The sequence below is a fragment of the Bacteroides caecigallinarum genome, from assembly GCF_021530995.1.
Taxonomy (GTDB): Bacteria; Bacteroidota; Bacteroidia; order Bacteroidales; family Bacteroidaceae; genus Phocaeicola; species Phocaeicola faecigallinarum.
Genome location: NZ_JADYTF010000070.1, coordinates 1 through 19,756, shown reverse-complemented (window position 1 = coordinate 19,756; position 19,756 = coordinate 1). Strand labels below are relative to the sequence as shown.

General features: G+C 41.5%; 12 protein-coding genes and 1 pseudogene. 1 reads left to right on the top strand and 12 read right to left on the bottom strand.

Features of this window, described 5'->3' with window-relative positions; all coding sequences use genetic code 11:
* Positions 1 to 139: 139 nt before the first annotated feature.
* The 11 genes and pseudogenes from I6E24_RS10250 to I6E24_RS10200 all read right to left on the bottom strand — a co-directional run bounded on the left by I6E24_RS10250 (position 140) and on the right by I6E24_RS10200 (position 16,682).
* Positions 140 to 1,556 (bottom strand): annotated as a pseudogene (locus tag I6E24_RS10250) (AAA family ATPase).
* Positions 1,557 to 1,638: 82 nt separating this feature from the next.
* Positions 1,639 to 2,829, bottom strand: coding sequence for a [FeFe] hydrogenase H-cluster maturation GTPase HydF (gene hydF, locus I6E24_RS10245; RefSeq protein ID WP_235328448.1), 1,191 nt, complete (start codon positions 2,827 to 2,829; stop codon positions 1,639 to 1,641).
* A gap of 33 nt (positions 2,830 to 2,862) precedes the next feature.
* Complete coding sequence (gene hydG, locus I6E24_RS10240; RefSeq protein ID WP_235328446.1) at positions 2,863 to 4,281, bottom strand: [FeFe] hydrogenase H-cluster radical SAM maturase HydG; 1,419 nt, start codon at positions 4,279 to 4,281, stop codon at positions 2,863 to 2,865.
* Positions 4,282 to 4,378: 97 nt separating this feature from the next.
* Positions 4,379 to 5,416 carry a [FeFe] hydrogenase H-cluster radical SAM maturase HydE gene (hydE, locus tag I6E24_RS10235; RefSeq protein ID WP_235328444.1) on the bottom strand — a complete coding sequence of 346 codons (1,038 nt, stop codon included), beginning with the start codon at positions 5,414 to 5,416 and terminating at the stop codon, positions 4,379 to 4,381.
* Positions 5,417 to 5,442: 26 nt separating this feature from the next.
* Positions 5,443 to 6,921: a 4Fe-4S dicluster domain-containing protein gene (locus I6E24_RS10230; RefSeq protein ID WP_204404836.1), complete on the bottom strand. Its 1,479-nt coding sequence runs from the start codon at positions 6,919 to 6,921 to the stop codon at positions 5,443 to 5,445.
* Between the two features lie 41 nt (positions 6,922 to 6,962).
* Positions 6,963 to 7,499: an FHA domain-containing protein gene (locus I6E24_RS10225; RefSeq protein WP_235328442.1), complete on the bottom strand. Its 537-nt coding sequence runs from the start codon at positions 7,497 to 7,499 to the stop codon at positions 6,963 to 6,965.
* A gap of 14 nt (positions 7,500 to 7,513) precedes the next feature.
* Positions 7,514 to 8,698: an HU domain-containing protein gene (locus I6E24_RS10220; RefSeq protein WP_235328440.1), complete on the bottom strand. Its 1,185-nt coding sequence runs from the start codon at positions 8,696 to 8,698 to the stop codon at positions 7,514 to 7,516.
* Between the two features lie 71 nt (positions 8,699 to 8,769).
* Positions 8,770 to 10,212 carry a hypothetical protein gene (locus tag I6E24_RS10215; RefSeq protein WP_235328438.1) on the bottom strand — a complete coding sequence of 481 codons (1,443 nt, stop codon included), beginning with the start codon at positions 10,210 to 10,212 and terminating at the stop codon, positions 8,770 to 8,772.
* Between the two features lie 15 nt (positions 10,213 to 10,227).
* Entirely contained in the window at positions 10,228 to 11,115 is an 888-nt protein-coding gene (locus I6E24_RS10210; protein ID WP_235328436.1) for a carbon-nitrogen hydrolase, read from the bottom strand.
* A 28-nt stretch (positions 11,116 to 11,143) separates the two neighbouring features.
* A complete protein-coding gene (locus I6E24_RS10205; RefSeq protein WP_235328434.1) occupies positions 11,144 to 12,172 on the bottom strand; it encodes an agmatine deiminase family protein in 1,029 nt (342 codons plus the stop codon).
* Positions 12,162 to 16,682 carry a translocation/assembly module TamB domain-containing protein gene (locus tag I6E24_RS10200; RefSeq protein ID WP_235328432.1) on the bottom strand — a complete coding sequence of 1,507 codons (4,521 nt, stop codon included), beginning with the start codon at positions 16,680 to 16,682 and terminating at the stop codon, positions 12,162 to 12,164. The genes I6E24_RS10205 and I6E24_RS10200 overlap by 11 nt, the downstream gene beginning before the upstream one ends.
* Before the next feature lie 184 nt (positions 16,683 to 16,866).
* On the opposite strand from I6E24_RS10200, the gene I6E24_RS10195 reads away from it, so the two are divergent.
* Positions 16,867 to 18,306, top strand: coding sequence for a Na+/H+ antiporter NhaC family protein (locus I6E24_RS10195; protein ID WP_235328430.1), 1,440 nt, complete (start codon positions 16,867 to 16,869; stop codon positions 18,304 to 18,306).
* Between the two features lie 9 nt (positions 18,307 to 18,315).
* Here the strand turns inward: I6E24_RS10195 and I6E24_RS10190 are convergent, their stop codons facing one another.
* Complete coding sequence (locus I6E24_RS10190; protein WP_235328428.1) at positions 18,316 to 19,392, bottom strand: glycerate kinase family protein; 1,077 nt, start codon at positions 19,390 to 19,392, stop codon at positions 18,316 to 18,318.
* Positions 19,393 to 19,756 lie beyond the last annotated feature (364 nt).

The window sequence follows — 19,756 nt, the reverse complement described above, 5'->3', positions numbered from 1 at the left end:
CTCTATAGGAGTTCATTAAAGAGATTTGTAATCTCGTCCGCATAAATAGTAGTATCACATTTTATAAGAAGTTTTTCATTCATATTATATTCATTATGATTATTGCATGATTTTGCGGTATGCGGTAGATTATACTTCGCTAATTTACTACCCAGTCGCTAATTGTTCCGGTCTCAGAAGAGAATGATGCACCAATCTTATAAACTTTGCGGCTATCGGCTGCATATTCACGTGCATATCCTTTTTCCTCTATCTGCTGAAGCGCCTCTTGGGCCGTACCGTCCAGTTTGAACTCAAAGATATAAACATAGTCCGATGTTTCCACTATGCAGTCCACACGTCCCTGGCTCTGTACCTTCTCGGCATAAACAGTATAAACACTCACCAGACGCATAATGAGGTAGAAGGTGTTATTCAGTTGGTTGCAGGTATGATGAAGCTACCATTGTAAGGAATCCCCCCTTTACCTCATTGTTCGGGAAATCAAGAAGGAAGGTATTGAAATCTCTGTCGTAAGCCTTTATTGTAAGATATCCGCTTTGATATATCATAGGCAAAGGGCGTTCCACGTCGGCTTTGTAGTCGATAAACTCTGCCGGAGTGTAATATTTCCCGGTAAATTCGTTCATTCTCTCATGTGAATGGTTAAGCAGACGAATAAGATATGTGGGAGTTCCTGTGCTGAACCAATAGTCTTTGATACGTTTGGCGTCAAGAGCATTCAACAAACTGAAAGGATTATAAATGTCTGTCAGTTTATCGCTGAAGTGGTAACCATCGTATTGTTTCTTCAGCAGTTTATACATTTCTTCCGGTGTACACTGATACTCGACAGCCATTTGCGATACAGGTTCAGTAAAATATTTTACAATTTCTTCTTGAGTAATACCGCACAGAGCTTCATAACGTACATCCATACTTATATCTTTAGCTTGATTGAAACCGCTGAATATACTTTCTTGGGAATATTTTGTAACCCCTGTCAACAAAACGAATTGCAAATGCTTGTCCGCTCCCTTAAACACGGAATAAAAAGCTTTCAGAATGTTTCGGTGTTTGTCCTTCAGATTGGTATCCACATCCAGTACATCAAGGATAGGTTTGTCATATTCATCTACAAGTACCACAGCGCGTCGGCCTGTATGAAGATGAGCGGCCTCGAGAATCTTTATAAAGCGGTCTCCAAGACCCAATTCATTTTCACGTACAGGCAGATTGTATTTCTGTTCCCATTCCGCCAGATAAAAGTTAAGTTTCTTCTCCAGTTCTCCGGGATTGGTAAAATTAGTATCATTGAAATCCACATGGAAAACAGGATACTCGTTCCATTCCGTCTCCATCTTTTCTATGGCAAGACCACGAAACAGTTCCTTACGTCCTGAATAATAGTTTTCCAGGGTAGAGACAAGTAGGCTCTTTCCGAACCGTCGTGGACGGCTAAGAAAATAAATGCTTCCATTATGTGTAAGGTCATAAATAATATCAGTTTTATCTACATATATATAACCTTCTTGAATAATGCGTTCAAAACTCTGGATACCAATTGGAAATTTCATAACCTGATTCTTTTTGTACTTTAGGTAAAGGTAAATAAAAAATCAGACTTTCATGTCATTAATTAATAGGCTTTTCCCAATTTTAATACTCAATATAATCAAGTATCCCCTGAATATAAGCTATAGTCACTCCATAATTGGTCATAGGGATGTTCTGTTCCTTAGCCTTTGCCACACGGCTCATCATGAACTTCCTGTTGAACATGCAGGCGCCGCAATGGATAACCAAATCGTAACCTTCAAGATTTTCCGGAAAGTCGTGTCCTGATACCATATCTATCTGTATGTCATTGCCAAATCTTTTTCGGAGCATGGCTGGGATTTTTTCACGGCCAATATCCTCTGTGAGTGGGGCATGGGTGCATGCTTCGGCTATAAGGACTTTGGAATTGTTATTCAGTTTGCCTATTGTGCGTGCACCTTCTACAAAATAGTCTATATCGCCCTTGTGCTTGGCAAAGAGTACTGAGAACGATGTCAGTATGCTTTCCTTTGGCTTCAGTTCGAAAACGGTCTTGAACACCTGTGAGTCTGTGATGATAAGTTTCGGTGGATTTACCATCGCTTTGAGCATTGCTTCCAGCTTGTCTGTAGTGCAGCTCATTACAAGGCATTTCTTGTCAAGAAGTTCACGCAGGGTTTGAACTTGTGGGAGAATTAGTCTGCCTTTCGGAGCCTGAATGTCCTGTGGCATGACCAACAGTACGGTATCGTTTTCGCCGGCAAGATTTCCTATTATACTATTGTCGGAAGAGTTGTCTGGCTGGTTTTCTATAAGCGCTTTTCTTATCTCGTCGATGCCTTCCTTTGTCAGCGTACTTGCTATGACAGGTTTGGAACCGCATCTCTTTTCTATGGCAAGGGCTGTTTCTGTCTTGTTGTCCAGAATGTCTGCCTTGTTGAGTACCCATATCACCGGTGTATTCTTTGCAGTGAGCACTTTCTGCCATCTCAGTTCTTCTTCGATATTATCGTCTGTGCAGACCATAATAGCTATGTCAGTGCGTTCCGTAGCCTTTAATGTCTGCTTTACTCTCAGATTTCCAAGCTCTCCTTCATCATCGAATCCGGCTGTGTCTATAAATACACACGGGCCTATGCCGTGTATTTCCATCGATTTATATACAGGGTCGGTGGTAGTTCCGGCTACGTCCGAAACGACTGAAACTTCCTGTCCTGTGATGGCATTTATCAATGACGATTTACCACTGTTTCTTTTCCCGAAAAGTGCTATATGTGTGCGGTTTGATCTTGGAGTATCTTGCAATGACATATTATTATGGTTATTTAAACTTGAGTTATATTATCAGAATCTGAAGTCGCGTTTTCCTTCGCCAATGTATTTCAGGTTCTCTATAGCGCGTCTCTTTATTGCAGGATTAGGAATCTTTTCCATCTGCTCACGTATCATCTTCGTACCGAGTGCTTTTGTCTCGGGCGAAGCATAGTCTACCAGATATTCCTGCAGAGTCATAAGCGCGTTTGGCGAGCAGCAGTTGGCTATCTGTCCTGTTTTTACCAACGACATGAAGCGGTCGCCAGTGCGTCCTTCGCGGTAGCATGCAGTGCAGAAGCTTGGAATATAGCCGAGTTTCAGCAGCCATGACACTATCTCGTCCAGTGTGCGGTTGTCGCTGATATCGAACTGTGAGGAGTTTTCTTCTGGTGTCTCTTCTACGGCATATCCGCCTACGCTTGTACGCGAGCCTCCGCTTATCTGTGAGATACCGAGTTCAAGAACCTTCTCGCGTGATTTCTGCGATTCGCGTGTAGAGATAATCATTCCCGTGTATGGCACAGCTATACGGATTATGGCTACAATCTTCTGGAATATCTCGTCGGAGATTGCATTCTCAAAATCTGCGGCATTTATGTCGTCGGCAGAGCATATTCGCGGTACGCTAATAGTGTGAGGACCAACTCCGTAAGTGGCTTCCAGATGTTCCGCGTGCATCAGCAGTCCGGTGAAATCGTACTTATAGGTATTCAGACCGAACAGAACACCGAGCCCAACATCGTCTATTCCGCCTTCCATAGCTCTGTCCATTGCCTCTGTGTGATAAGCGTAATTGCTCTTAGGACCGCGCGGATGAAGTTTCTCGTAGTTTTCCTTATGATATGTCTCCTGGAAAAGTATGTATGTACCTATTCCTGCCTCGTGAAGCTTTCTGTAGTTCTCCACTGTTGTGGCAGCGATATTCACGTTCACACGGCGTATGGCTCCGTTCTTATGCTTTATTCCGTATATTGTCTTGATGGATTCAAGGATATATTCTATCGGGTTGTGCAACGGGTCTTCGCCGGCTTCAAGTGCCAGACGCTTGTGTCCCATGTCCTGAAGTGCTATGACTTCGCGTTCTATATCTTCCTGACTGAGCTTTTTGCGGGCTATAGTCTTGTTTTTGATATGGTAAGGGCAATACACACAGCTGTTTACGCAATAGTTTGAAAGATACAGTGGAGCAAACATCACTATTCTGTTGCCGTAGAACTTCTGCTTTATTTCCTTTGCCAGACTGAATATCTCTTCCAGCAGTTCCGGGTCGTTGCATTCAAGCAGTAGTGCGGCCTCCCGGTGACTGATACCCTTGTATGCTCTTGCTTTTTCTATAATGGATGATATGAGTTCTCTGTTTCCGGCGTTCTCTTCCGCATATTTCAGTGTGTCAAGAATTTCATCATGGCTGATAAATTCTTCAGCCTTTTTTGAATCGGCTCTGTACATAATTATTTTTTTAGAGTTATAGAAGTTATAGGAGTTAAAGGAGTTATAGGAGTTAAAGGAGTTATGGAAGTTAAAGAAGTTATATAATTAACAGCTCTTATTCTGCGTAATCTCCCCGACCGTAGTCAATAGTATAACCAATGGCACTGAGCTTTTGTTCAAGAAAAGCCAGGCCTTCTGCTGCTTCGGCACCCATTGATGCCTTATTGTTGTACAGCGAATACTTGCTTCTTTCCTGTGGAGGAGAGAGATTTGGCATCACTACATTTGCTCCTGCCAGTATTCCTCTTTCGCGTCCGTCGGGAGCGAGTGAAGCCAATGCCGTGGTTGACGGTATGAGTGCGTGAGGATGCATAAGTCTGAATATTGACAACAGTAGTAGGGTAGTGCGTATGCTGCCAGCGCTTTTATCAGCAAATGGAGTGTCACGGTGCGGTATGAAAGGACCTATTCCTATCATCTGTGGCTTGAATTCGCCGATGAACAGAATGTCTTCAATGATATTGTCTGTGGTCTGTCCCGGACTGCCAACCATTATGCCTGTACCTGTCTGATAGCCTATCTCTTTCAAGTTTGCAAGGCATTGCAATCTGTTCTGCAGTGACATCGTTTCGGGATGCAGCAGTGAATAATGATACGGATTGTGAGTCTCATGACGGAGCAGATATCTGTTGGCTCCGGCTTCATAGAACATCTTGTATGCTTCGTATGATTTTTCTCCCAAAGACAGGGTTATGGCGGCGTCCGGATATTCCCGGCGTATGGACGACACTATGTCAGAGATTCTTTCATCGGTCATATAGTTGTCTTCGCCACCTTGGAGTACAAAAGTACGGAAGCCAAGTCTGTAACCTTCGTCGCAGCATTGCAGTATAGTTTCCTTGTTTAGTCTGTATCTTTCCACATTCCTGTTGCTACGGCGTATTCCGCAGTAAAGGCAGTCGTTGTGACAGCAGTTTCCAACCTCTATAAGTCCGCGCACGAAAATCCTGTTGCCGAACACTTTTAATGTTTCGGAGCGTGCAATGCTGTTTATCAGTTCAAGACTGTCGTCATCGCACTCATCCAATAATATACGAAATTCATCGGAAGAAAGTGTTTTCTCCCGATGAAGTCGCTCTATAAGTTTTCTCATATATATGTGATATGAAAAATCTTTATTTATTCTTCTTCCTTGTAGTTCTCGTATTTCAGAGGACGTTTCAGCAAATCCTGATTTAGCTGGCGTTTACCGGACAATGGATCGTTGAATGAACTTGGACCTGTGATACAGCCTTCAGGACATGCCATCATTTCGATGAACTGTGCGTCAACCTTGCCGGTCTTTGCGTATGCTCTGAGAACACCGATATTCTTCTTGTTGAAGTCTGATATCTGCATAATCTTAATGCCGTTTGCCTTTTCACCCAGGTAAGCTTTTACAGCTCCTGCCACACCTCCGGCCTGTGCAAATCCGTGAGCCTCGCATACAGATTCTTTGGCTACCTTGTATGGAGAAACTTCCTTCAGGTCGATTCCCATACCTTTGATAACTGAGCTTATTTCCTCGAAAGTCATCACATAATCTACACATTCATCGCGCTGTGCTTCTTTTCTCTTGGCGATACATGGACCTATGAATACCACTTTAGCATCAGGATATTTCTTCTTTGCGATGCGTGATGCGTAGTACATTGGAGAACCTGTAGTAGAAACGTATGGTTTCATTGCAGGTATGTGCTTGTTTACAAGTTCTATATATGAAGGACAGCATGAAGTAGTCATAAACGTCTGTCCTTCAGCAATCTTTTCAAGAAGTTCGTGGGCTTCATTGCTTGTGGTCTGCATAGCTCCTTCAGCTACTTCGATAACATCGGCAAAACCAATCTGCTTCAATGCTCCATAGACTTCATCTATTTTAGCATCAAACTGTCCGAGTATGGATGGGGCAGGGATGGCAATCACCTGTTTTCCTGCACGTATCTCTTCAAGCACATCGAATACCTGTGAAATTTCGAATATGGCACCGAAAGGACATGCGTTAAGACATTTTCCACAATAGATACATTTGCTTTCGTCGATATGCTCTATGTTGTGTTCATCCTTGCTGATAGCCTTTACAGGACATGCTTCCTCGCATGGTACAGGAATATATACGATAGCATGATAAGGACAGCTCTTATGACAGATACCGCAGCTTATACAAGTGTCGTGGTCAATACGTGCCTGACCTGTTTTCTTGTCGAAATGTACAGCACCTTTAGGGCAGTTCATGTAGCAGCTTCTTGCCACACAACCTCTACACAGGTTACTTACTTCATAGTTTACCTGAACGCATGATGAACAAGCCTCGTCTATCACGCAAAGAATGTTTTCCTTGATTTTTCCGTGTCTTTCAAGTGCCTTGCGTGCATATTCAGATAATGGGGTAAGTTCGTCTGTCTCGTCGGACATATCCCAACCCAACAGAGGGAGTGACTTGTATTTTGTCACCGCACGTTCCTTGTGGATACAGCAGCGTCCTACAGGTTGCGAACGTCTTGGACTGAATTCCAATGGAACACGGTCGATCTTTTCAATTAACTGTTTCTCCTTCCACAAAGCTACCAGGTTTTCAAGCAGTTTGTGTCTCACAATCATTACATTGTTGGTAAATGCCATAAGTAAAAAAGTAGTGTGATGTTAGTTAAAAATATAGTTTATTATTCATTATCCTCTTCTGCGCCGCGCAGAATAAGAGTTGTAGCGCCTAGAGTGAAAATACTTCCTTCTTCGATTATAACTCTTTCTTTAGGCCCCAGGATTTCATTCATATGGAATGTTCCTGTAATACTGTCGTTATCCCTTAATGTATATATTAATTTTCCTTGCTTGTCCCTTTTTACATTGATAATGCAATGTCTGCGGTCCATGCTTGGGTCGTTTGTCTCTATGGCTATATCGACGTCAGTTCCCTTGCATCTGCGTCCTATTACATTATCTCCCTCATGAAGAGGTAATACCTGTTTGTAGGCGAAAGTGTTTTCTATAACCACTACATTGCCAAAGTCTTTTGTTCCTTCTTTTTCGTCTATGATTTCTTCGCGACGTGTTGCAGCATTAAGCTTGGTACGTCCCAAACGTATGCTGAACTGTTTTTTACACTCTGGGCAGATGAAAACCAATGACTGTCCTTCTTCATACTTGGTTTCATCAAACTGGATGTAATTGTCGCATTTAGGACATCTTACTCTTTTCATTCCTTAAAAATTAATCATTTAGATTTATTCAGTAACCAGGCTGTCTTGAACTGTTCGTCTTTTCTCAGTTCATTAATCTTTTCGTATGCTTTTGACTTGTCTGTAAAGCGATATAATGCAATACGGTAACGGTTGTCCGATGCCAGAATAGTAGCTTCATTATATCCCTGTTTCTTGAACTTGGCAAGCTCTTTTTCCGCATCCTGCATGGTTTGCAGACTAGCTACGATAACGAACAAGCCCTTATTCTGTACAGTATTGCTTTTCTGTACTTCTTTTGTACTTTTTGTTTCCGCCTTGACTGTTTCAGTCTTGACTGCTTCTGTCTTAACCGTTTCAGTCTTAATCGTTTCTTTTTTGACAGCCGCAGGCGATGCCTTTACTTCTTTAGAAGTTTTAGGCTCAGCTTTTTCAATCTTTACACTTTTAACAGCAACAGGGCGCAAAGTGTTCACATTATTTCGTATGTTTTGTTTATTATTCTGTTTGATATCTTTCGTTTCAAGCGATGCTGTAGCCATTGATTTGCTTCTGATGGCATCAAGCATGGTTTCTGCTCCCAAAGAAGCATAGCTTGAATTATCGAGATAAGTGTTCTCGACCGGAACAGAGAGAACAAAGAATAATATAACAGCGGCAGCAATTCCTACAGCATGTTCTGCCATACGCTTGATGATATGACGCTGTTTTGCTTTTGCTTTTCTGTCTTCATCGGAAGATGGTACTGTCTCAATCATTATACGCGGCTCGACGATAGTTTCCTTGACCGGCTTCAACTCAGAAAGAGGAGAAATCGAGAAACTGCCCAAACCATACAGACTTGGACTGAAGAAAGCATTCTGATATGGTTCAAAACCATATACTCCTGCCATGGTATAATATAGTGTTCCTATATTTTCAAGTTCTGCCTGTCCGTTTTTATATAATGAGTCTTTTATTTGAGATACTACGCTCTCTATCTTCCTGCTTGCGTCGGGAAAGTCAGTGTCGTAGGCTTGCATGTATGACTGTGCCAATAAACCGTCGTTTATTATAAGTTGCGGATTGAAACCGATGGTTCTTACCGGCGGACAAAATACATTTGCAGAGTCCTTGAATTCTGCTGCTTTATTATGGGCAATGAAACCTCCCAGACCGGGAACTATTACACAGTCATTTTCCAGTAAAAGTACTTCTATATGTCTTGCTAGCTCTTTCATACTGCAAAATTATAATTTTTTTTAGAAGACCGTACACGTTTTGAGGATAAATTTGTGCTTTAAACAATATCTCAGCTCTGGATTTTACTCATCAGCACCTCTGCCAGTTCTGTCTGTTCTGCATCCTGTGCCAGTTTTATTCCTTCCTTCAGAGTCTCAATTCCTTCTTTTGTGGTAAAGAAAGCGTTGAAACGGCGGAGAGTCTGAATTTGCGGAATAGCGAAGTTTCTTGGCTCAGGATTGTGCGGACATAATGCAGAGAGTTGTTCCGCATCAATCTTCTCGTCGAGCATATCTCTGAAAAGATTTTTGTATGGCAGACTGAACTTGTTAGCCAAAGGCTTGAAAGTGACATGATACAGATTCTTCAGAGTTGTACGTCCGTTCTTGTCATGATAATTTACCTGTATTGGCTGATATGTACAGATTGCCATCAGTAGAGAATCGGCAACAGCAGAAGCGGAATCCTCGTCTTCCATATTGCATATTATTTCCTCACCGTCGAAAGGACTGTCCAGGCCTTCCATTTTTGTTACCGCTGAATTTTCCAGATAAAGGATTTCGTCAGTGATAATTTCCTTTCCTTCTATTCCCCAATCAAACAGTCCTGTCCTAAGTTGGAAATGTCTGGACTGGTAGATATACTGGTTTCCTATTGTTGTTGTGACGCGGATATAATCATATTTCTGTGTTAAAGAGACTATTTCCTTTTGCATATTCTCTTTCATCGCTTCCTCGTCATCAGTTATATCGTCTGATTTCTTATCGATGGAAGTTTCAGCAGCCGGAAGTACTTCATTTTCTTCTTCATTAACAGGTAGTACTTCCTCTGTCGTTTGTGCAGTAAGACTGAGATTTGCTATTTCACTTTCCAGGGTTTTTACTATCTCGGAGAGGGTAGTGTTCTCCTCTTTCTCCTTTTGATATAACTCTTTGAGTGATGCTATTTCTTTTCCAAGGCTGTCTATTTCTTTGTTCAGATTGTCCTTATCTGCAATGTGAGCCTCATTTGCTGATTTTATCTCTTTGCTGAGACTTTCTTTTTCACTGCTGAGAACATCCTTTTCTTGCAACAGAGTTTCATTCTCATTACGTAGATTTTCTTTCTCTTTGATGAGAGCGTCTTTTTCAGCATTCAACCCTTCAATAACCTTTTGCAGATTTTCGATTTCCCCGGACATCTTCTCAGATTCCAGGGAAATCCTATCTGTTTCTTCTTTAAACTTTTCAGAGTTTTCCTTGAGGGTATTTTCAAGGTTCTCTTTCTCCATGACCAGGGCCTCGTACTTTCCTTTCAGCTCATTGAGCTCTTCCGATACCGCCCCACATTCATTGCTGAGACTTTCTTTTTTCTTTTTGTACTTGTCGTTGAGTGCGTTGTATTCCCTTGATGTGCTTCTCAACAGTTCGGACAGTCTTTTGTTTTCAAGTCTTAGTCTGGTAAGTTCGGTACTTTGAGCCTCTATGTCAAGACCGTATAATGCTTTGTAGATTTTAAGTGCAAGTTTACCCATGTCATGTATGATTTATCAATCTCTGAATCGTTTTGTCAGTTCTCCAAATTCGTCAATTCTGCGGTCTCTAAGGAACGGCCACCAGCGACGTACGTTCTCGCTGCGGTTCATGTCGATATCGACAATGATATTTTCTTCCTTCATATTGTCCGCTTGGGCGATTATCTCTCCCTGCGGACCTGCCACGAAGCTGTTTCCCCAGAACTGGATACCATTGGTCTGGCCTGAAGGATCAGGCTCGTGTCCCACACGGTTTACTGCGATTACGGGCAATCCGTTTGCCACAGCATGACCTCTCTGCACAGTAACCCATGCGCCGAGCTGACGAAGCTTCTCTTCCTGAGTGTCAGTACTTTCCCAGCCTATGGCAGTAGGATAGATGAGTAGCTCTGCTCCTTTGAGCGCCATCATGCGGGCTCCTTCCGGATACCACTGGTCCCAACATACCTGTACACCAAGTTTTCCTACAGAGGTCTGAATCGGTTCGAAACCTATATCGCCTGGTGTGAAATAGAATTTTTCGTAATATGCAGGATCGTCCGGAATATGCATCTTGCGGTATTTACCTGCTATGCTTCCGTCCTTTTCGAACACTACGGCTGTGTTGTGATACAGACCTGCCGCACGGCGTTCGAACAGTGATGTTACAAGAACTATACCGTATGCCGCTGCTATTTCGCTATAGAATCCGGTTGAAGGACCTGGTATAGGTTCTGCCAGGTCGAACAGTCTTGTATCTTCTGTCTGGCAGAAGTAAAGTGAGTTGTGTAATTCCTGTAATATTACGAGTTGTGCTCCGGCTTTAGCCAGTGAAGCTATATTTCTGTGAAGTTTTTCCAAGTTATATTTGATATCTCCTGTGCATGATTGCTGGACGATACCTACTCTTATTATTCTGTTCATGTCTGTTTAAATTATAATGTTGATGTTTTTATCCTTTGAATACTGATTCAGGGTATTGCATAGTTACGCAGTGTAATGAGCCGTGCTGTTTGATAAGGGCATTACAGTCTATGCCTACGATTTCTCTTCCTGGGAAAGCCTGCGCCAGAACTCTTGCCGCTTCTTTGTCATTTTCAGGCTGGCCGTAAGTAGGGTAGAGTACGGCATCGTTCATTATCAGGAAGTTAGCGTAAGTGGCAGGCAGTCTGTAGCCGTCTTCATCATAGATAGCTTCCGGCATAGGCAGAGGGAGCAGTCTGTATGGTTTGCCGTCGAGTGTAGTGAATGACTCCAGCTGCTTTTCCATAGCCTGCAAGGCGCTATAATGCTCGTCGTCAGGGTTGCTACATTTTACGTATGCTATAGTGTCGTCCGGACAAAGTCTTGCGAGTGTATCCACATGGCTGTCAGTGTCGTCGCCCGCCAGATAACCATAGTCCAGCCAGAGAATCTGCTGAAGATTGAAAGCCTCTTTCAGATAGTCTTCTATCTCATGGCGCGACATAGTATCGTTTCTGTTTGGTGCCAGCAGACAAAGCGATGTGGTGAGGAGTGTACCTTTTCCGTCGCTTTCAATGGAACCACCTTCCAGAACAAAGTCGCGCTTGTTTATATAGTCACCGTTCAGGATGTGCTTGCCGAAAAGCTTGCTGTTGATAAGGTTATCCTTGTCGGCAGCGAATTTCATACCCCATCCGTTGAAACAGAAATCCAGCAGTTGGGGGTCGCCATGCTTGTCCTTCAGTGTTATGAATGCGTGGTCTCTTGCCCAGGTATCATTTGTCTTGCACTGGAAGAATGTGATATTCTCTTTGTATGGAAAATCCTTGAGTTCCTCAGGGAATTCCGGTGCTACCAATAGGAGAGGTTGCCTTGATGCAATCTCTGTCGCGAGATTGACAAAACACTTTTCCACTTCTTCTAACATATAAGCCCAATCTGTACCGATATGTGGCCATGTCAGCTGTATATAACTCTGTTTGTCCCATTCTGACGGGAGCGAAAGATTATTGTTCATTATTCTTATTTTTAATATATTTGTTTACTTCTTGTTTTTGCGCCAGCTTCTTTTTTCTGTACAAACGGAAATTACCCAACCAGTCAATTAATTCATCCCATCGTGTAAAGTCCTTTTTATAGATAAGTCCTATACCTTGGGTAGTGAGCGTTGACTTTGTGAAATATCTGTCGTTCGTCTGGTTATATCCTCTAAGGCGGAAGTCACCGTTTTTAGTTAATAGCCATATTGCTTCGAAATCGCCTACAAAGTTAGTATTTCTCAGCGTATTTTCCTTATATCCGAAGTTTCCGTTTATAATAAGTCTGTTGTTCAGAAGTCTTCCGCTCAGGATTGCTTCTGCTTCAACGTCTGTCCAACCGTTCTGACCTGTAGTGAGGTTTGTTCCAAGATTCCAGTTCTGGCTGTCGATTACCTGCGACAACATATTGTTAAGTTGTCCGGACAATGTGCTGAAGGCCAGCGAACTTGTAGCGTCCGATTGTCCGCTCTGTGCGGCATAATCGTATGTATAGAACTTGCCTACTCCCAGCAGATATATAATCTGTGTGGTCATCTGTTCCGGTGTTCCGGTCAGACTTTTTACCAGCTGCCTGTCTTCTTCATTCACTGTAGGCAATTCAATGTCGAAACTAAGGTTAGGAGAGGTGAGAAGTCCTGACAGATTCACAATACAGTTCACCCTGATATTACCTCTGGTGGATGTAGCATCCGCAATAAGGTCATTGAGTGAGGCTGAAGGAACAGTATATACAGCTTGTACATTAAGGTTTGCTGCTTTAGGGTCGCCATTGAATGATACACTGCCACCTTGTCTGAGCACAAAATCTTTTCTGATAACATTCTGCATGCTCAGCTTATATATACCTTCGGAGATATTATAATTGCCGAATATCTGGAAATTACCCTTGTTGAAGAAATTAATTCTCAGGTTTCCTGTGCCTTTTGCTGCAATATAGTCTCCTGATGCAGGATCCATTATTATCTTCATATCTGCCATTGGCGAAGGTTCTATCTGAAGATTTATCCTTATATCGGGAGGTGTAAGATTCTCTTCAAGGGTTTGTTGCTCGTTGAGATAGTGATAAAGATTGGTTTTAATTTCTTCCTGCCTTCTTCTCAGAGTCTTGTCGACAAACGTAATGAACTGTTTGCTGATGGCTTCGGTTGCAGTTCCCAGAACGTATACGAATGAGGTATTGTTCTCGGCCCTTACGTTTCCGTCTACTACGAGACCTGTATTTTCATTTCCACGTATAGTTGTTTTTCCTGATGCGTAAATCTTTCCATAAAACGGGAATTCAGGTGTTTCTCTGTCCGAGCTGAATACCATCATGTTATTAGTATCGAACTGGAACATATAGCTTAGGTTTTTCAGCTTTCTGTGTCTCAGATAGCCGTTGGCAACACCGTTATGTCCCTCATTGTCGCTCAGATGTACATTATTGAAAATGAACTCTCCAGAGTTGATTATTACTGAGTCTGCCTTGGCATTGAAATAGCTGTTCAGTACATTTACTTTCATTCCAATCTCAGCTTTAGCTCTTCCTTCAAGGTCAAGTTCCTTGAATGGACCGAACAGTCTTACTTTTCCGTAAGCCTTACCTTTCACGTCAGTAAAAATGTCTTTTATGAAATGTTGCAGAAAGCCTAAATCAGTACCACCAGCATTGATGTTCAGGTCAAGTCCTTTTTCTTTGGGGGATATATAGCCAATAACTCCAGTAAACACTCCATCTTTTTTGCGGATATCGGCATTAAGGAGTATTCTGCCTTTTTCATTATCGAATCCGCCTTTGATGTCGGCCTCGCCAAGTAATGTCTCGTTTAGTGAAAAATTATTTACTTTCAGTCTGGCATCGAGCAATGGTTTACTCAACACGTTGGAAACAAATACCTTCCCACTGGCATTCCCCTCAAACTTTACGGCATTGAACTGAATCATATCCATAATGTAGAGGAGGTTCACATTCTGGAGATTGACCAGGCAGGAGTCTGATTCTGTTTTGCCAAGTCGTCCGTTTATTTTTACATATTGGTTTCCATGTTCGAAAAGGAAGTTTGATATATCAATACTGTCATTATCAATGCTCACGTTGGACCTGTGTATGTTCCAAATGGTGTCGTTAAGCACAATCCGGCTAGGTTCCAATTCAATATCCGTGTGCAGTTTACCATTGCTTGTATTTTTTGAAAAAACGGTATTCGCAGAAATCTTTCCGCTATATGTGATGTTTGTATTGTTTCCCCAAAATACATTTGTTGCCAGTGTATCATTATATGCTTTGGCGTTCAGGCTTACATTTACCATAGCACCTTTGTTCATAAGCATGTTGGATCTCACATGGCAATGAAGGTCTTTTTCCGGGTTCTCGAACAGTAATGTGGTCGATTCATATTTCTTGTTGTTGTATACTATTTCCGGAATGTTTGCGTTAATGTAAACCTTTGTTTTACTGTCGTCTATGTAGCCATTCAGTGTTGCGGGAATATTCATGGCTATCGGCAATTTCAGGACCTTATGTAAGAAATCGGAATTGTCGATCTTAAAACGAAGAGTAAAGTTATTGTTTGTCTCCTGTCTGATAAATTTGTTGTTGGCCTGAAAGAATGACGGTATGTATCTGTGCGCAACTTTTATTACACTTGATGTTATTGTCTTGTATGAGTAATTTCCGTTGATTTCACCATTGATGAAATCCGACTTTATCTGAATAGTATTCCCTTTAGGACTTTTGTTTGCAAGAAGTCTGAAGTAAGGCAATATATAATTGTCGTCAGTGTTTTGGTCAGATATACACGTTAGGCTGTCAATGTTGATACATCCTTCGATGTCGTCGATTGATTTGCCTTTGAAATCTGCAAGAAGATTCATTGAATAGGTTGTGTTGACAAATTTTTCCGTCAGTTGCAGTCTGTCAGGTCTGAAATTTTTTACCCCGGCAGTAAGCTTGAAGACAGGGATTTCTTCTGCTGTAGAGAATTTCCCGTCAATTTTCAATTTCAGATTCTCATCATTTACTGCTATATGTCCGTTGAATCCTCCGGGTGTGTACATTCCGTTTAGCATGATATTGTGGTAGGTATAACCCTTCACATCCAGATATTTGATTTCACCTTTTACGTAAGATTCAGGCTTATTGTCCATGTATGTAAGCCCATTCAGAGTGAGATTGAAAGCGGCATTGCCTAGCAGATTATCTTTTTTAGCAAGTTTTCCCAAATTAAGTTCCTCTGAATAGAACCTTCCTGAATATGATCTTTGCTTATTGACAGAATCTCTGTTCATTGTGAATTGCGACTGTATATTTCCGAGCGGAGTATATATAGTCAGTCTGTTTTCAATCTTCTCCGGTGTCCCTTTTATATTGCCCAAGAGGCTGAGAGTGGCAATTCTTTGGATAATGTCAGGAATGTTACCTTTGTCACTTATGTTCTGGAATATCCATTTTGCTCCGTCCTGGCGTACATCGGCTTTTTTTATGTCGACACTGAAAAATGTGTCCTTTGTTTCGTCGGCTAAATTCAGATAACCTTCGAATGTCAGATCCACAGACTTGTCATTTGAATATATGTTCAAGTTATCAATCGAATGTTTATTCCCTATGTTTGAAAGGCCGGCTTTTAGGTTTATTGTGTCATCGAAATTTTTCAATGCAGGTACCAACGCTTTTATGTCAGACGGTACTATCTCGGCATATAGATTACATTTATATTCTATGTCCGAAAGTTGCTTGATTTGCCAAAAGTCGTCGAAATCTGAAACAAGACTGTCTATATGTACGTGGCTGTTGGGTAACAGCAGTTCAAAATTATCCAAACGTAATTTATCTCTGTTGCCCAAAGCTGTGAAAGACAGTTTTTTTAATGTCAGACCTGATTTTTCTGCCATGCTTATGCGCTTTACATGGATATTGATGGAGTCCTGCGTCAACGCTTTTAAAGATATATTGGCAGATATATTCTTTACGGAGAGGTGCGAAGGATTGAATTTCCCTTCAGTTTCCGGTTCGGAAAGAATATCTAAATTCAGGTTACTTCTTCGTATGAGGATTGAGTTTATTCTTAAATCAATGGCTTTCTTTTCCTTATCCTTATCTTTGTTGACAAACAGATCGGTAATGAATTTTATATTCAGATCCGATTTCTTGTCTTTTTTCTCCAGATTGAAGTCCGAACCGAAAAGCTGTATGCTGTTTATGCTGATTTTTCCTCTTATGATGGCTTGAATGTCGAATTTGGCAGAAAACCTGGCTATATTAACCATTTTTTCTCCCGTCGGACTGTAAACTTCCAAATCATTGATAATTACTCTGTTCAGCAAACCTAAATCGATATTGCCGATTTTTACTTCCGTTTTTAATAATTTTGTTAGTTCGCGCACTGCAAACGAACTGATACTTTGCTGAATGAAAGGAATATTGAGCAATGCTATCAATCCGAAATAAACAACCATTACCGATATGATAATGGTTCTTAATGTATGTTTTAGCAGTGTGAACGTTTTCATTATTATGTATAAATCAGTACAAAAATAATAATAACATGCTTATTACACCCATAAAAGCTTCTGATATTTCAGAAATTTTGCAAAAAAAACGGAATATCAGTGTCTTTTTTATGTGAATAAGAGAAAATATTCAGACCTTTGCACGGGTTTTTATTCAGGTATAAAATTAAGATTGTTTTTGAGGATGAAAAAATTGACAACGTATCCCTCTCCATTTTTTTCTATTTTACCAATTGTCATATTGGTTGTATTACTGTATTTTACTATCGGGAGTTTCGGTTCTGACGCTCTTTCAGGCGCCAGCCAGGTCTGTCTGCTGATAGCTACTGCAATTTGTGCGGCTATAGGCATGATAGGCTACGGTATAAAATGGAAAGACATAGAACATGCTATTGTGAATAATATTGCCGGAGTAAGTTCGGCTCTTATTATTCTCTTGATTATCGGAGCTTTGTCTGCAGCATGGATGCTAAGCGGAGTGGTACCTACGCTGATTTATTACGGGGTGCAGCTCATACACCCAAGTCTTTTCCTGGCATCATGCTGCGTGATTTGTGCCATTGTGTCTGTTATGACAGGAAGCTCGTGGACTACAATCGCTACTATCGGTATTGCCCTGATGGGAATAGGGAAGGCCCAGGGATTTGAAGAAGGATGGATTGCGGGAGCCATTATTTCGGGAGCATATTTCGGTGATAAGGTATCTCCATTGTCGGACACAACGATTCTTGCGTCTTCGGTTACTGATACTCCGCTTTTCACTCACATCCGCTATCTGATGATAACTACGGTGCCGTCAATTGCGATAGCGCTGGTGATATTCCTGATTGCAGGTTTCAATCACAGTGTCGGAGATACTGCGGGAATGGGTGAGTTTGCAAGTGGCCTTGCCGACAGGTTCAATATCTCTGTTTGGCTGTTGCTCGTACCTGTTGTGACCGGTATACTAATAGCAAAGAAAGTTCCTTCAATCATAACACTGTTTGTTTCGACTACGATGGCTGTTGTCTTTATGTTAGTATTCCAGATGGATAACGTGATAGAGCTGGCAGGTGGAAACAGTGACGTGCAGTCCATATTCAAAACGACGTTGCAGACATTGTTTACTTCATCAAGCCTTCAGGCGGAGACATCGCAGCTGACAGAACTTATAGCCACCAGAGGTATGGGTGGCATGATGAACACTATATGGCTTATAATATGTGCCATGTGTCTGGGAGGAGCGATGACTGCTTGTGGAATGTTGGCAAGCATTACCGGAGTATTTGTTAGATTTACGCGCAAACTGACTGGTATGGTGACTTCTACGGTAGGTTCAGGAATATTCCTTAATCTGGCTACGGCAGACCAATACATTTCCATTATCCTTGTTGGAAATATGTTTAAGGATATATACAAGAACAACGGTTATGAAAGCCGTTTGTTGAGCCGTACTACTGAAGATGCTGTGACTGTAACATCTGTTCTGATTCCATGGAACACATGCGGAATGACGCAGGCTACTATACTGGGTGTACCAACGCTGGTGTATCTGCCATACGCATTTTTCAATTATATCAGTCCGTTGATGAGTATCCTTGTTTCGGCAATCGGATATAAAATATTCCGTGTGAAAAAAGACTAAGTGGATAATTTACCGGATAATAGATAAAAGGTGGGCATCTGTCCACCTTTTTATGTTTTCTCTGGCAATGTCAGGGATTACAGCCTTTTCTGTAGGCATACATTCAGGCGTGATGCTGTATACTCTCTGAAATCCTTCTGAAAGGAGTTTATTGCTTTGGCTTACTCGCCCTGCTATGAGCCATACCGGTATGTTTTGCAACTGTGAGCGTCGCAGTATACGTTCCGGAAGTTTTCCCATAAGTGTTTGGGCATCTGCATGTCCCTCGCCAGTGATTACAAGGTCTGTTCCGTTAAGCAGACTGTCGAAACCGGAGAGGTCGAGCAAAAGGTCTGCACCAGATCTGAATGTGGCGTTAAAATATTGAAGAAAGGCATATCCCAATCCACCTGCCGCACCAGCTCCAGGCTCTAGCGACGAATCTTTCCCAATTAGAATAGCGGATTTATTGGCAAACTCAATAGCTCTTTTATCCAATTCGACCACCATATACTCTGTTGCCCCTTTCTGTGGTGCAAAGATTTGGGCTGCTCCCTCAGGACCATATAAAGGGTTGCGTACATCACTGGCTAGCGTAAAACGGCAATCTCTCATTTCATCGTATATTATGTCTTTTATAGTTTTTTCTGTCGGAAAACTGTCTGAAATAGCTTTCAGCATTCCTATCCCACAGTCACTGGTTCCACTACCGCCAAGACCAATAATGAAATTTCTGCATCCGCCTTGCAGTGCGTGGATTATCAGTTCGCCTACACCATATGTAGTTGCTATCAGAGGGTTGCGTTCTTCTGCTGTCATCAGTGTCAGTCCGCATGCCTTTGCTGTTTCTATAATAGCTGTACCGTCAGGTGTTATTCCGTATTGTGCTTTTATAGGTCGCATGAGAGGGTCGTGAACTTTTGTTTCTACTATCATGCCGTTCATGACAGTTATAAAAGCTTCAAGCATACCTTCGCCACCATCGGACATAGGTATATTGTGGATTTCAATCTCTTTTGAGTTGAGCGATGAGGATATGGCATTTTCAACTTCTTCGGAGGTCATACAACCTTTGAACGAGTCTATGGCAAGGATTATTTTATTCATGGTCATTTTTTTGTTCTAATGAATCTAAGATGATACAAATTTATTGAATTAACTTTGAATGTCAATGTATTTGACAGATTGTTTGTTTTGTCAATTTGATATTTTGGTGTGACTGAGATTGAAAAAAATCGTATTGATATTCAAGACTTATTAAAATAATAGATTCTGGGATGGTTTTAATTTGTTTGGATTAGTGAAAAAGATATCGTCTTGGTGATTTTCCCTTTCAAAATATAAGGATTGATGTTTGAAATATTACATTATGTTGGGTAATAATTTGGTTATATTTCTTTTTGTGTTGATGGGATTAATTCTCAAAATAGAGATTATAATGCATATATTCTGTATAGATATGAGATATCGC